Source organism: Blastococcus xanthinilyticus (assembly GCF_008124835.1).
Lineage (GTDB): Bacteria > Actinomycetota > Actinomycetes > Mycobacteriales > Geodermatophilaceae > Blastococcus > Blastococcus xanthinilyticus.
The window spans coordinates 277080-291076 of sequence record NZ_VNHW01000004.1 but is presented as its reverse complement, the minus strand read 5'-3'; the positions used below and the strand labels follow the sequence as shown (position 1 = coordinate 291076).

The 13997-nt window shown below is 74.6% G+C and carries 12 protein-coding genes; 4 read left to right on the top strand and 8 right to left on the bottom strand.

Annotated elements, in window-relative coordinates; genetic code table 11:
* Window positions 1-106: 106 nt before the first annotated feature.
* Window positions 107-1672, top strand: coding sequence for a molybdopterin-dependent oxidoreductase (locus tag BD833_RS08545; RefSeq protein WP_208092431.1), 1566 nt, complete (start codon window positions 107-109; stop codon window positions 1670-1672).
* Between the two features lie 104 nt (window positions 1673-1776).
* Here the strand turns inward: BD833_RS08545 and BD833_RS08540 are convergent, their stop codons facing one another.
* The 6 genes from BD833_RS08540 to BD833_RS08515 all read right to left on the bottom strand — a co-directional run bounded on the left by BD833_RS08540 (window position 1777) and on the right by BD833_RS08515 (window position 8844).
* On the bottom strand, window positions 1777-2661 hold the full coding sequence (locus BD833_RS08540) for an alpha/beta fold hydrolase (RefSeq protein WP_166532693.1): 885 nt from the start codon (window positions 2659-2661) through the stop codon (window positions 1777-1779).
* A gap of 74 nt (window positions 2662-2735) precedes the next feature.
* Window positions 2736-4142 (bottom strand): metallophosphoesterase, encoded by a 1407-nt coding sequence (locus BD833_RS08535; protein WP_166532692.1) that lies wholly within the window; start codon window positions 4140-4142, stop codon window positions 2736-2738.
* An 83-nt stretch (window positions 4143-4225) separates the two neighbouring features.
* On the bottom strand, window positions 4226-5722 hold the full coding sequence (locus tag BD833_RS08530; protein WP_166532691.1) for a phosphatase PAP2 family protein: 1497 nt from the start codon (window positions 5720-5722) through the stop codon (window positions 4226-4228).
* A gap of 79 nt (window positions 5723-5801) precedes the next feature.
* Window positions 5802-6215: a hypothetical protein gene (locus BD833_RS08525; RefSeq protein WP_166532690.1), complete on the bottom strand. Its 414-nt coding sequence runs from the start codon at window positions 6213-6215 to the stop codon at window positions 5802-5804.
* A 5-nt stretch (window positions 6216-6220) separates the two neighbouring features.
* Window positions 6221-6772 (bottom strand): hypothetical protein, encoded by a 552-nt coding sequence (locus tag BD833_RS08520; RefSeq protein WP_166532689.1) that lies wholly within the window; start codon window positions 6770-6772, stop codon window positions 6221-6223.
* Window positions 6769-8844 (bottom strand): PEP/pyruvate-binding domain-containing protein, encoded by a 2076-nt coding sequence (locus tag BD833_RS08515; RefSeq protein WP_166532688.1) that lies wholly within the window; start codon window positions 8842-8844, stop codon window positions 6769-6771. Before BD833_RS08515 ends, BD833_RS08520 begins: the two co-directional genes overlap by 4 nt.
* 113 nt (window positions 8845-8957) lie before the next feature.
* On the opposite strand from BD833_RS08515, the gene BD833_RS08510 reads away from it, so the two are divergent.
* Genes BD833_RS08510 through BD833_RS08500 form a run of 3 tightly spaced genes read left to right on the top strand, consistent with a single transcriptional unit; the run spans window position 8958 to window position 11466 of the window.
* Window positions 8958-10211 carry a cation:proton antiporter gene (locus BD833_RS08510; RefSeq protein ID WP_166532687.1) on the top strand — a complete coding sequence of 418 codons (1254 nt, stop codon included), beginning with the start codon at window positions 8958-8960 and terminating at the stop codon, window positions 10209-10211.
* Window positions 10208-11014, top strand: a complete 807-nt coding sequence (locus BD833_RS08505; RefSeq protein ID WP_166532686.1) for a TIGR02587 family membrane protein — start codon at window positions 10208-10210, stop codon at window positions 11012-11014. Before BD833_RS08510 ends, BD833_RS08505 begins: the two co-directional genes overlap by 4 nt.
* Before the next feature lie 11 nt (window positions 11015-11025).
* Window positions 11026-11466: a hypothetical protein gene (locus BD833_RS08500; RefSeq protein ID WP_166532685.1), complete on the top strand. Its 441-nt coding sequence runs from the start codon at window positions 11026-11028 to the stop codon at window positions 11464-11466.
* A 58-nt stretch (window positions 11467-11524) separates the two neighbouring features.
* Here BD833_RS08500 and BD833_RS08495 read toward each other — a convergent pair whose 3' ends face one another.
* Both BD833_RS08495 and BD833_RS08490 read right to left on the bottom strand, forming a co-directional pair.
* Window positions 11525-12550, bottom strand: coding sequence for an acetamidase/formamidase family protein (locus tag BD833_RS08495; RefSeq protein WP_166532684.1), 1026 nt, complete (start codon window positions 12548-12550; stop codon window positions 11525-11527).
* A complete protein-coding gene (locus tag BD833_RS08490) occupies window positions 12547-13977 on the bottom strand; it encodes an APC family permease (RefSeq protein WP_166532683.1) in 1431 nt (476 codons plus the stop codon). The genes BD833_RS08495 and BD833_RS08490 overlap by 4 nt, the downstream gene beginning before the upstream one ends.
* Between the last annotated feature and the right edge of the window lie 20 nt (window positions 13978-13997).

Sequence of the window (13997 nt, the reverse complement as noted above, 5' to 3'; positions counted from 1 at the left end):
GACGATCCGGCGTCGATCTCCATTGGGTCGTGTACGACCGATGTGCTCGGGTCACGGGTCAGGCGTGAGCGAGACGACGCAATCGGCAGCTGGACGGAGGGGCGCGGTGCGCCCGGTGGGCCGGGGGAGCGCCGCCCTGGCGGGGATCGCGGCCGTGGCCGCCGGGCTGGGTTCGGCCGAGCTGGTGGCCGGCCTGGTCCCGCAGGCGCCCTCGCTGATCCTCGCGGTCGGCGACTTCGTGGTCGACAACGTGCCCGGCCCGGTGGAGCAGTGGGCCATCGCGACCCTCGGCACCGCCGACAAGCCGGTGCTGATCGGCGGCATCCTGGTGCTGTCGGCGCTGTTCGGCGCCCTGCTCGGGATGCTGGCCCGCCGCTCTGCGGTCCTGGCCTCCGGCGGCATCGCGCTGTTCGCGCTGCTGGGGGTCGTCGCCGCGCTGGCCGACGACCGCAACCCCGTCTTCCGCACCGTCCTCGTCGGCCTGGTCGGCGCCGGGGTCGGGATCGGCGTGCTCTATCTGCTGATGGTGGGCCTGCCCCGTCGCGCGCCCGCCGACGAGCCCGCCTCGACGGTCGACGACGAGCCCGGCACCGCGCCCGCGCTCAGCCCGGTCGACCGCCGCCGCTTCCTCGCCGTGACCGGCGGCGCCACGGTGCTCGGCGTGCTCGCCGGAATCGGCGGCTACCTGCTGTCGGGCCGCGAGCGGATCGCCGGCCTGCGCGCCGCCGTCCGCCTGCCGGCCCCGGTGCGGCAGGCCGGCCCGGTGCCGGCCGGGGCGGACCTGGAGATTCCCGGCCTCACCCCGCTGTTCATCCCGAACGAGGAGTTCTACCGGATCGACACCGCGCTGCGGGTGCCGGTCGTCGACCCCGCGGACTGGCAGCTCGAGATCCGCGGGATGGTCGACAACCCCTACACGCTCACCTACGCCGAGCTCATGGAGCTGCCGCAGATCGAGGCCGACATCACCATCGCCTGCGTCTCCAACGAGGTCGGCGGCGAGCTGGTGGGCAACGCCCGCTGGCAGGGCGTGCCGCTGCGGCCGCTCCTCGAGCGCGCCGGTCTCCAGGAGGGCGCCACCCAGCTGATCGGCCGCTCCGTCGACGGCTTCACCGCCGGCTTCCCGACGCTGACCGCGCTGGACGTGGAGGAGGCCATGGTGGCCGTCGCGATGAACGGCGAGCCGCTGCCCGCCGAGCACGGGTTCCCGGCGCGGCTGATCGTGCCCGGGCTCTACGGCTACGTGTCGGCGACCAAGTGGCTCTCGGCGATCGAGCTCACCGACTGGGACGTCGACGGGTACTGGATCCCCCGCGGGTGGGCCAAGGAGGGCCCGATCAAGACGCAGTCCCGAATCGACGTGCCCGGCCCCCGGGCCACGGTGGCGGCCGGGCGGACGCCCATCGCCGGTGTCGCCTGGGCGCCGACCCGCGGGATCGAGCGGGTCGAGGTGCGCATCGACGACGGCCCGTGGCAGGAGGCCGAGCTGGCGGCGCCCTACGACGTGGACGTGTGGCGGCAGTGGATGCTGCCCTGGGAGGCCACCCCCGGCCGGCACGTGATCGCCGCCCGCGCCACCGACGGCGCCGGCGAGGTGCAGACCGACCAGCGCACCCCGGTGGCCCCCGACGGGGCGTCGGGCTACCCGATCATCGAGGTCGTCGTCGAGTGACGCACCCGGCCTGACCGGGACCAGCCGGAGGCCCGGGCGCAGCGCGCCCGGGCCTCCGGCTCCCTCGTCGCACACCTGGCCGCGCCGGGCGGCGGCGCAGGGGACTAGGCCGCAGCCCCCTCCTCCGCGGTGACCCGCCGCACCCAGCGGGTGACCTGCTCGACGACCTCGTCCGGGTCGGTCAGCGGCAGCATGTGGCCGGCGTCGAGGATCGTGAACAGCTCACCGTCGGGCAGCGCGCCCAGGAGCCGGTCGGCCTCCTCGTTGGGGACCTCCGGATCACGGCTGCCGTGCACGATCAACGTCGGGACGGTGAGGGCCGGCGCCCACTGGATGCCGTCCTGGGCCAGCGCGGCCAGGGCCGAACCGGCCAGGGCCAGCGGCCGGGTGGAGAGGAAGTCGTCCCGCATCCGCGCGACGGCCTCCTGCGGCTCACCCGGGGCGAACGCGAAGTGCCGGATGCCGCGGTCGGAGATCGCGCGGACCGGCCGGAGCCGTCGGCCCCACCGGGCACCGACCCGCAGCAGGGCGAACCACATGGAGGCCAGCCGGGCCCGTGCCCAGCGCGGCAGGTGCCGTGCCGGGAACCCGGGCGCCGTCACCGCGGCCCCGCCGGAGCCGACGAAGACGGCGCCGGCGATGCGGTCGGCCCCGTGCTCCTCGACGTGGCGCAGCAGGACGGCTCCGCCGAGGCTGTGACCCACGACGACCGCGGACCCGCCCTCCGGGACGACGGCGTCGAGCACGGCCGCCAGGTCGGCCGCGTGGGCCGGCAGGCCGTATCCGCCCGAGCGGGCGTCGCCGCTCTGGGCGTGGCCACGCAGGTCGTAGGCGACCAGCCGGTGCTCGGCGGCGAGCCGCTCGGGGACCTCGCCCCAGGAGTCGGCGGACATCCCGAGGCCGTGCACGAGGACGACGACGGGGTCGTCGTCGGAGCCCCAGGAGTAGAGGGCCAGGCGGGTCCCGTCGAAGGAAGTCACGTCGGTCATGGGTGGGGGGCTACCCAGCGGGAGCGCCGGGGCTGTGTCGATGCCGTGACGATCCGGTCGTGCGCAACCGGTCTTCAGCGGTGGTTCACGGTGAACGGCACCTCGACCACGCCGCCGTCGGGCGCCCGCGGGGTCATCCGTTCCGGGCTGCCGTCGGCGGCGACGCCGGAGAGCGGTTGGACGGTGAGGGTGTCGCCGTCCACCCGCGCGAGGAGCAGGTGCGCCTGGGCCGCCCAGGCGACCGTGCCGGCCGGGCCGAACTCCTCCGGCGGCTCCTCGCGCAGCTGGCCGCCGGCCCCGGAGACGAAGTACTCGATGCCGTCGACCCGTGACACCTGGAAGTTGTGCTCGTGCCCGGCGAACGCCGCCCGCACCCCCGCGCGGGTGAAGAGCGGGACGAGGTGCTCGACCATGGCGGCGGTGTTGCCGTGGTGCGGTCCGGCGCAGTACGCCGGGTGGTGCGAGAACGGGAACCGCCAGCGCGGCCCGCTGCCGTCGTCCTCGGGGAAGGCCTCCGCCAGCCAGCCGTGGTGGCGGGGGTGCTCGAAGAAGTGCTCCGTGCGCAGCGACTCCGACAGCGACGTGTCGATGCAGACGAACTCGACGTCCGCGCCGAACCCGAAGCGGTAGAACATGCCCGGATCCGCCGAGGCGCGGGTGCCGGCGACCTCGGGGGTGAACCGGGTGTCGGTGTGGAAGTTGTCGCGGATCTCCTCGCGGTCGTCGCTGGACTCGGCGTCGCTGGTGTCGTGGTTGCCGACCGCCGGGTAGATCGGCAGCTGCGCCAGCGCATACCGGTAGGGCTGGTAGAAGCTGCCGTACCAGTCGGCGTCGTGGGCCCCGCTGCCCTGCGACCCGCGCCGGCCGGGGCTGGGGTAGACGTTGTCGCCGACGGCGATCGCCAGGCGCACGCCCGCGTCGTCGGCCAGCCGGTCGAGCACCTCGGCGATCCGGCGCTGCCGACGGCCGGTCTCGCTGTCGGCCAGGATCCCGATCCCGTAGTCGCCCATCACCACGAAGTCCAGCGGCGCGGTCGCGTCGGGTGCCGGGTGGGTGCGCAGGCGCATCCGGTACTCCCGGCCACCGGAGCGCAGGTCCAGGCCGCCGCGGGCGACCGGCCCCCAGTCCCGCCGCGGCCCGGCCGCCCAGGGGCGGCCGTCGACGGTGATCCGGTAGTCGTAGGCGGTGCCGGGCGCCAGGCCCTCGACCCACACGTGGTTGGCCGTGCTCGTGGTGGCCCGGGAGACGACGGTCCCCGCGTCGTCGAGGACCTCGACGACGGCGTCGCCGTAGGGCTCCGAGGAGGCGCCGATGCTCCCGGTGCGCCCGGGGTCGACCTCGGCCAGCTCCCCGTCGGCCAGCACCTGCCAGCGGGCGGCGGCGTCCGCGCGGCGGAACCAGAAGCCGCCCCAGGCGATCAGCGCCCGGTCCGGTGTCACGTCGACGAGGTGGACGAACGGTTCGAAGTGCTGCTCCGGCATGGTGGCACCAGGTACCCGGCCCGGGGCCCGCGGACCTGCGGCCGGCCTTGCGGTCCGGTGACATCACCGTCCGGGCGGTGGGGTCAGCGGGGACCGGCTCCCGCGCGCCGCTCCACCCGGCCGCGGGGATAGCGGACCTCGCCCGCCACCCCCGGCAGGAGGCACCGGGCGCAGACCAGGACCCAGACGGTGCCGAGGACGAGACCGGCGAGCACGTCGGTGGGGTAGTGGGCCGCGGTGTAGATGCGCGCGAGCGCGACGGCCGGGGCCACCAGCACCGGCACGGCGAGCACCGCCCACCGCCACCGACTGCGGCTCATGGTGATCACCAGCGCGGCCAGGGCGCCGTAGAGCGCCACCGCGGCCGCGACGTGCCCCGACGGCCAGCTCGCCGCCGTCGGCAGCCCGGACGTCAGGTCCGCCACGGACGGGCGCGCGCGGTCGACCGTGCGGGAGACGACGAAGTAGATGCCCAGCTCCCCGAGCACGGTGAACAGGACGAACACCACGGGCCGCCGGCTGCCGGTGATCGCGAGGGCCACGGTGGCGAGGGCGAGCGGGACCGCGATGACCGCGGGCGTGCCCGACAGCTTCTCCACCGTGGTGGCGATGTCGGTCAGCGCCGGGGTGCGCAGGTCGATGACGGCCTGGGCGACCTGCCGGTCGAACCGGCCGAGCCAGCTGTCGCCCAGGACCGCGGTGACCAGCAGGCCCAGCGCGATGAGTGCGGCGGCCAGCGCCGTGGCGGCGACGAGGAGCTGGAGGACCGTCCGGCGGCCGTCCGGCAGCGCCGGCCGGGCCGAGGGGGCCAGGTGCGGCCCGGCGTGCGGCTCGACCTCGAGGGGGTCCAGCGGCTCGTCGGGCCGGTGCGCGTGGTCGTGCTGCCAGCCCCGGAACGCCGCGGTCGTCACCGCCAAGAGGCCGGCCCCGAGGGCGTAGCCGGCGAGGACGTCGGTGACGAAGTGGACGCCGAGGGCCAGCCGGGTGAAGCCGACGGCCAGGGTGATCAGCACCGTCGCGGCGATGACCCAGGGTCGGGTGCGCCGGCGGACGGCGGGGAGCGCCAGCATCGCCAGCATGGCGAAGGTGACCAGCGAGAGGGTCGCGTGGCCGCTGGGGAAGCTGGCGTTGGACGGCAGCTCGCTGACGGGGGTGGCCACCACCGGTCGAGCCCGGCCGATGAGCGCCTTGGTGAGCGGGACCAGGATCGCCATCCCGATGCCGGTGGCGACGACGAAGCCGGCCAGCCGGCGCTGCCCCCGGATCAGCAGGAAGACCGTGGCCAGCGTGAAGATCAGGATCACCGCCGCGTTCCCGCCCAGGTCGGTGACCACCTGGAGGGTGCTCACGAGCCAGGGTGTCCCGCTCACCGCCTCGTTCAGCCCGGCCGCCACGTCGCCGTCCAGGGAGGCCAGCGGCGACCACTCCTCCTGCACGAGGAGCAGGAGCAGCAGGAAGGGGACCGCACCGATCACCAGGGCGACCAGTCCGAGGGCGGTGCGCAGCCCGAACCGGCCGGCCCCGACGGTGCCCTCGGCGACCTGCGGGGACGTGTCGTGGCGTTCGGCGACCCGGCTCATGGGGACCCGCGGTACCCGGGTCCCGCCGCGACCCAACGGCGGGCCACCCGACGATCCGGTTACGGCTGCGGCGGCCGGGTCACCGGTCGGTGGTCCCGTCCGCCGGGGTGACCGTCTCCAGGAGCCGGACGTCGGCGAGCAGGTGCTGGACCCTGGTGTCGCGCAGGCAGCCCTTGAGCTCCCGCTGGTCGAACTCGTCGAGCCCGGGACGCAGCCGGAAGGCGAAGACGGCGCCCTCCTCGACCTTGGTGAAGGAGTCCTCCACCACGGTGAAGGAGTCCTCCGCCACGTCGGCGTTGACCAGCAGCCGGCAGGTGCTGACCAGCCCCCGGATCATCTCCTCCCGCTCCGCCTCGTCCTCGCGGATCTCGACCGCCACCACCACGTCGGTGTAGGAACCCTCCGGCTGCGGGACGTCGACGGTCATCAGCTCGGCGCGCAGCAGCAGGAGCCCGACGGCGGCCGCGGCTGCGACCACCACCCAGGCGATCACCCGCTTCATCGGAGGGCCCGCGTCGCGGCCGGGCCGAGCAGCACCCGCAGCGAGGCATCGTCGGCGAAGTCGTCGCCGCCGGCGAGCAGCTCGGCGTCCGTCGGCACCAGGGAGGTGGCCGGGAAGGCGATCGCCTGCAGGTCGGCGGCCAGCTGCTGCTCCACGCCGGCGCGGGCGGAGTTGCCGGCCGCCGTCTCGATCAGCCAGGCGATCCCGGAGACCACGAAGCCGCCCCCGAGCAGCACGGGGATGAAGATGTGCGTCCGGTCCAGGGCGTCGGGGGACAGCCAGCGGAAGGGTCGGGTCTCCGCCGGCGCCGCCCGCAACCGTTCGAGCGCGCCGTCCGGGCGGCGGTCCGGAGCCAGGGACAGCACCCGCTCCTCGAGCTTGCCCAGCCGGCGCAGCACCAGGGCCGAGCACAGCCCGACCAGCGTGGCGACGAACAGCAGCCCGACCAGCAGGGCGCGGTGCCACTCCCACCGGTAGATGTAGACGAACAGGTACGTGCCCGACGCGATCAGCGCGACCACCGCGAGGAGCCAGCTGAGCTTCTTCACGACGTCTCCTCCTCCTCCTCCTTCTCCACGGCCCCGGTGTCGCCGTCGACGCGCACCGTGGTGCCGGGCGGGAACTGCTCGAGCGCGCCGGAGAAGCCGACGACGGTGGGCACGCCGGACTCCCGGGCGAGGATCGCCAGGTGGGCCAGCACGCTGCCGGTCTCGGCGACCAGGCCGGCCAGCCGCGGCAGGACGGGGGCGAGGGAGGGATCGAGGGTCCGCACCACGAGCACCGCGCCCTCCGGCGGGTCCTCGCCGTGGTGGACCGGACCGCTGCCCGAGCCGCCCCCGGCGCCGGAGCCGCCCGAGGTGCCGGTGACCGGCACCGGCCGGCCGGTGTCGCTCACGCGGAAGCGGGCGGGCAGCGGCTCGCCGGGCTCCGCCAGGTGCGGCCGGAGCACCAGCTGCGGATCCTGCACCGCGTCCGCGAGGTCGGCCAGCCGCAGCCCGCGGACCTCCTCGGCCCCGGCCAGCCGGCCGGCGGCGGCCAGCCGCTCCCCGAGCAGCCACGCCGCCCGGGCGGTCACCTCCTGCAGCCAGCGCACCCGCAGCCGCAGCGCCTCCCGCAGCAGCCCGGCGTCGCTCTCGTCGCCCGGTGGCGCGCTCTCGGGCGCATCCACGTCGGGCGGCAGCTGCGGTGCCGCGCAGATCCGCGGCGCGGCGAGCGCGAGGACGACCGGGTTGGCGGCCACGATCTCCGCGTCGGGCAGCCCGGCCCGGCGGGAACGGGCGAGCACGCGCAGGGCCGCGCTCACCCCGGTGAGCCGCGGTGCGGCCGGGTCCACGAGCATCCCCATCAGCACCTCGTGCGCGTGCACCGAGCGCAGGGCCGGCTGCACGCGGTGCAGCACGGCGACCAGCTGGCGGTCCGACAGATCGGCCAGCGGTGGCACACCGGCGAGCACGTGGTCGGTGGCGTCCAGGACGTCCTGCGCCAGCGCGGGGAGGGCCGAGCGCAGCCGGCCGACCCGCCACGAGGCGCGCAGCCGGCGCAGCCGGGGCCGGGGGTCCAGGCGGGCCCAGAGGCCGGGGGACTCCGGGCTGCTCTCCAGCAGGTCGAGGTCGAGCGCGGCCCAGCCGCCCAGCACGGTGACCAGCGGCGAGTCCTCCACGGCGGCCCGGTCGGCGGTCCCGGCCAGCAGCACCGCGGAGCCCAGGGCCTCGCGCAGCGGGGGGATCCAGAGGTCGGTCTCCAGGCGCTGCAGCGGCTCGGGGAAGGTCTCGGCCACCGGCCCGGGCCCGAGCACCGGGCCGTACGGCCGGCCCCGCGCCTCCGCGGTCACCGGGCGGCTCTGCAGCAGCCGCAGGTGGCCCTGCTCGTCGAAGGCCCACTCGACGTCCTGCGGGCCGCCGAACACCCGGGCGGTGCGGCGGGCCAGGTCGGCCAGCGCCCGCAGCTGCGGGCGGCGCAGCCGGACACCGCCGTCGCCCCGGGTGACGTCGGTGCGCTTCCCGGACCGGTCCAGCTCGTACCGGTCGCCGTCCACCTCGCCGCTGACCAGGCGGTCCGGTCCGCCGGTGACCGCCGCGACGACCAGCCGGTCCTCCCGGCCGGACACCGGGTCGATGCCGAACAGGACGCCGCCGCTGCGGGCGTCCAGCAGTGGCTGGACCAGCACCGCGAGGGGCTCGCGGCCGGTGAGGGTGTCCGAGCCGGCCGCCGCCGTCGTCCGCGACTCGATCACGGTGTCGACGGCCCGGGTGAACTCCTCCCGGCCGTGCACGCCGACGACCGACTCGAAGCGGCCGGCCATCGAGGAGTCGCCGAGATCCTCCACGGTCGAGCTGCTGCGCACCACGAGCGGACGCCGGCCGTCCCCGGTCAGCTCCCGCCAGGCGGTCATCACCTCGTCGGGCAGCGACGCCCCGCCGGCCAGCCGCTCCACCTCGGCGGTCGTCACCACGAAGCCGGGCACGATCGGCAGGCCCTCCCGGGCCGCCCGGGCCAGCGCGGACGCCTTCGCACCCGTCAGCCGGTCCTGGACGGCGGCGGGGTCGTCGAGGGCCACGACCGGGCGGCCGTCGGTCAGCGGTGCGGCCCGGGAGTCGTCGTCGGTCGAGGTGGCAGGCACCTCCGATGGGTTGCCACGGGGCGTGGCGCGGAATCGTCGCGTCACCCGTACCGGGGGTTTCGTCGGGAAACCGTCATGAGGTCGATCAGCGGAGCCGGGGGTAGGGGAGGGCCGTGGAGCTCCTTCTCGCCTTCGCCGTGCTGCTGTTCGTCGCGGTCCTCTTCTCCGGCCTCGCGCACCGCACGGTGCTGTCCACCGCCGTGCTCTTCCTGCTGGCCGGGTTCGTCCTCGGCGACGGCGTCACCGGGGTGCTGGCCCTCGAGCCCGGCGACGAGATCGTGGTGGGCCTGGCCGAGCTGGCGCTCTTCTCGGTGCTCTTCACCGACGGCATGCGGGTCGGCTTCTCCGACCTGCGGCGGGCCTGGCGGCTGCCGGGCCGGGCGCTGGTCCTCGGCATGCCGCTGACGTTCGCGGTCACCGCGGTGCTGGCGCACTACGTCGCCGGGCTGTCGTGGACGCAGGCGATGCTGGTCGGCGCCGTGCTGGCGCCCACCGATCCGGTGTTCGCCTCCGCCATCGTCGGCCGGCCGGAGGTGCCCGGCCGGCTGCGGTCGCTGCTCAACGTGGAGAGCGGCCTCAACGACGGGCTGGCCCTGCCCGTCGTCCTGGTGCTGCTCTCGGTGCTGTCGCGGGACGAGGTGGACTACGGCTCGCTGGCCGGCGAGCTGGCGCTGGGCATCGCCCTGGGTTTCGCCGTCCCGGCGGTGGCGGTGCTGCTCATCCGGAGCCGCTTCACCTCCGCCACCCCGATGTACGCCGCGCTGGGCGGGCTGTCGATCGGGCTCGTGGTCCTGGCGCTGGCCAGCCTGACGCACGCCAACCTGTTCCTGGCCGCGTTCACCGCGGGGATCACGATCGCGACCTTCGCGCCGGACGTGGAGAAGTCGTTCTCGGAGTTCGGCGAACTGGTCACCGAGCTGCTCAAGCTCGCCGCCATCCTCGTGTTCGGCGCCCTGATCTCCCCGGCCTTCCTGGGCGAGATCCCGTGGAGCGGCTACCTGTTCGCCGTGCTGGCCCTGGTGCTGGCCCGGCCCCTGGCGATCGTGGTGGCGCTGGCGCGCAGCGGGCTGCCCACCGCCGAGAAGGCGGTGGCGGCGTGGTTCGGGCCCAAGGGCTTCGCCTCGGTGGTCTACGGCCTGCTCATCCTGGACGCCGAGGTGCCCGGGGCGGACGCCATGTTCCACCTCGTCGCGCTGGTCATCTTCGCCTCGATCCTGGCGCACTCCTCGACCGACGTCCCGATCGCGCATGCCTTCGCCCGCGCTGAGGGGCGCCCGGAGCCCGACCTCCCCGGCCCGGCCGAGGACGAGCCGCCCGGCACGACGACCGCGGCCAGGTCACCCGGCACCGAGACCGGTGCGGGGTGACCGGGACCGGCAGCGTCGAGCTGACCAAGGGTTTCGGTCGGGCGATCGCCGGTTCGCTGCTCTTCGCGCTGCCGTTGCTGATGACGATGGAGTTGTGGCGCCTGGCGCACAGCGTGGAGCGGTACCGGCTGGCCCTGCTGGTCCTGGCGGCGGTGCTGCTGGTGATCGGGCTGTCCCGGACCTTCGGCGCCGGACCCGGCGGGGTGGGGCCGGGCGGCTACCTGGCCGATGCGGGGGTGGCGATCCTCGCCGCGACGCTGGCCGCGACGGTCGTCCTGGCGGCGCTCGGGGTGGTCGACCCGCTCATGGACTGGCAGGCCGCCGTCTCGGTGGTCGCGATCGAGGCGCTGCCGGCGGCCGTCGGTGCGTCCTACGCGCGCAGCCAGCTCGGGCAGGGCAGCAGGCGACCCCGGATCAGCGGCTACGGCCACGAGCTGTTCCTGATGACCGCCGGAGCGGTGGTCTTCGCGGCCAACATCGCGCCGACCGAGGAAGTCGTGCTGCTGGCCGCCGAAGCGAGCACGGTGACCGTCGCGGCGCTCGCCGTGCTCAGCCTCCTGCTGATGCACGGCTTCGTGTACGGCGTCGGCTTCGGCGGGCAGGAGAGGTCCACCGAGGGCTTCCTGCGGTCGTTCCTGACCCTGACGGTGGTGGGCTACGCCGCCGCACTGGCCATCTCGGCCTACCTGCTCTGGACCTTCGGCCGGTTCGACGGCATCGGCCTCACCACGGCGGTCAAGGAGACCGTCGTGCTCGGGCTCCCCGGCAGCATCGGTGCCGCGGCGGCCCGGCTCATCCTGTGACGGAGGACCACGTGGACGACGACCAGCACACCGAGGACCCGCAGGCCAGGCCCCAGCAGGACGACGGCGACAGCCAGGAGCGCACCACGCCCGGTGAGTACGCCCTCGGCGCCCTCGGGGGCCTGCTCGTGCTGCTGCTGCTCGGTTTCCTGACCTACCAGGCAGTGGCCGTCCGGGAGTCCGACCCGGCGCTGTCGGTCAGCGTCAGCTCCGTCGAAGCCGCCGGGGACGGCTACGCGGTGCACTTCGAGGTGCGCAACAGCGGCGGCCGGACGGCCGAGCAGGTGCAGATCTCCGGGACCCTCACCCGCGACGGCAGCGAGGTCGAGCAGGCCTCGACGTCGGTTCCCTACCTCCCGCCGAACAGCCGGCACAGCGGTGCCCTGCTGTTCTCCGAGGACCCGCGCGACGGCCGGTTGCAGGTGGGGCCGGCGGGCTACGTCGCGCCGTGAGCCGCCGGTCGACCCGTCGTGGTGCCGGCACGGGGCGACACCACGACGAGTCGACACCTCAGCGCTGCGCGAGGTAGTCCGCGCCCGTCCGCCGCAGCCGGTCGTGCACCCCGTCGGCGACGCTGCCGCCCGCACCCCCGAGGTAGGCCTTGGCCAGCTTGGCGACCATCGTGTAGTTGGTGTCCACGACGTTGCCGGTCGGCGCGAGGCCGGCCTGGCTGACCAGCTGGTAGGCGTCCAGGGTGTCCCAGCCGGTGAGCTCGGCGGCCCAGGTGACCAGGTCGTGCTGGCTGATCCGGTAGGCGTCCTCCAGCGGCCGGGTGGAGCCGGTCGACATGAGGAAGTCGTCGGTCTCCAGCCGGGGCCACGGCGTGCCGGCGCCCTTGATCAGGTCGACGACGACGACGGTGCGCATGGCCGCCTCGACGGCGGTGCCGCACACCTCGCCCTCACCCTGCCGGCAGTGCCCGTCGCCGATCGACAGCTGCGCGCCCGGCACGTTCACCCCGAAGTACGCCGTCGCGCCGGCGCGGAGCTCGGGGGTGTCCATGTTCCCGCCGTGGGCGCCGGGCGTGATGGTGGCGAACACCTCCCCGCCGGCCGGCGCGACGCCCACCGTGCCGTGCATCGGGTCCAGCGGGAGCTCCACCTCCGGGCCGCCCCGGCGCGGCCGGAACAGGCAGGTGCCGCGCTCGCGGTCGACCTCGTACACCCACACGACCTCCTCCAGCGGGTCGTGCAGCATCGCCGTGCTGTGCGTGGCGGTGAGCGCCCCGAAGTGCGGGAACGTGGTGGACACCGCCCAGTCCCGGGCCGGCGCGATCTCCACGAAGTGCACGGCGACCGTGTCGCCGGGTTCGGCGCCCTCGACGTGGATCGGGCCGGTGACCGGGTTCAGCTGCGAGAAGTCGCAGACCCGGCTGGGCAGGTCGCCGGTGCTGGTCACCCGGCCGCCGAAGCAGTCCTCGGTGGTCAGCTCGACGACGGTGCCCGGCCGGACCCGCAGCAGCGGTTCCGGCGCACCGCCGAAGACGTAGCGGTACTGCTCGGGGGTCGGGTCGAGGGCGACGACCTCCAGGCTCACAGGTCCTCCTCCGTCTTGAGCTCGGGCTTGCGTCCGGTGGCCAGCAGGAACACCAGCAGCACGAGGCCGACGGCGAACCACACGAAGCCGAGCTCCTGCGCGGCCACCTGGGCGTTGTAGACGACGTAGGCCAGGATCGCGAACCCGACGACCGGCACCACCAGGTGCAGCCACCAGTTCCGGCTGCCCAGCCGGCCGACGTAGTGGACCACCACCGACACGTGCAGCAGCAGGAAGGCCGAGAGGGCGCCGAAGTTGACCAGCGTGGACAGCAGGGTGATGCCGTCGTCGCGGGTGCTCATGTAGATGCCCAGCGCCAGGGAGATGGCGGCGACCAGGAACGTGGCGTTCACCGGCACGCGCCGGACCGGGTGCACCGTGGCGAGGAAGCTCGGCAGCTGGCGGTCGCGGGCCATCGCGAACAGCAGCCGCGAGGTGGCGGCCTGGGCGACCAGCGAGTTGGCGAAGCCCCACGCGATGGCGGTGGCGACGGCGGTGAGCGTGCCCAGCCACGCGCCGCCGGCGACCTCTGCGGCGTCGTAGAAGGCGGTGCCGGCGGCGTCGCCCTCGGCGATCAGGGTGTCCGGGTCCGGCACCAGCAGGGCCGCGACCCAGGTCTGGACGACGAACAGCGTCCCGGCGAGCACCAGCGCGCCGATCATGGCCTTGCCGAGGGAGCGGGCGGAGTCGCGGTTCTCCTCGGCGAGGGTGGAGATGGCGTCGAAGCCGAGGAAGCTGAGCACCGCGATGGAGACCGCGCCGAAGACCAGCTCGAGGGAGAAGGTGTCCGCGTCGTAGATCGGCGAGAGGTCCCACCCGCGCCCCTCGCCGGAGGAGAGCGCGATGACGCCCACGACGAGGAAGATGGCGAGCACGACCAGCTCGGCGACCAGCACGATCTTGTTGACCCGCGCGGTGAACTCGATGCCGAAGTAGTTGACCACCGTGTTCAGCACGACGAAGGCGACGACCCAGACCCAGACGGGGATGCTGGGCAGGATCGAGTTCATGGCGAACCCGGAGATCAGGTACAGCAGCCCGGGGATGAGCAGGTAGTCCAGCAGGACCATCCACCCCGCGATGAAGCCGACCGGCCGGGCGATGCCGCGCCCGGCGTAGGTGTAGACCGAGCCCGCCATCGGGAAGGCGCGCGACATCTGCGAGTAGGACGCGGCGGTGAAGGCCATCGCCAGCCCGCCGACGACGTAGGCCAGCGCGACCATGCCGCCGGAGGCCTGGAAGACGCCGCCGAAGATGCCGAACGGCGCGATCGGGACCATGAAGACCAGGCCGTAGACCAGCAGGTCGCTGAAGCTCAGCGAGCGCTTGAGCTCCTGCTCGTAGCCGAAGGACTCCACGCCCTGCTCGCTCGCGGCGGGTGTCACGCCGCCGAGGGCGGGGCCGTTGGTGGTGCGGGGTTCGCTCATGCGCGCTTTCCTCCGTGTCA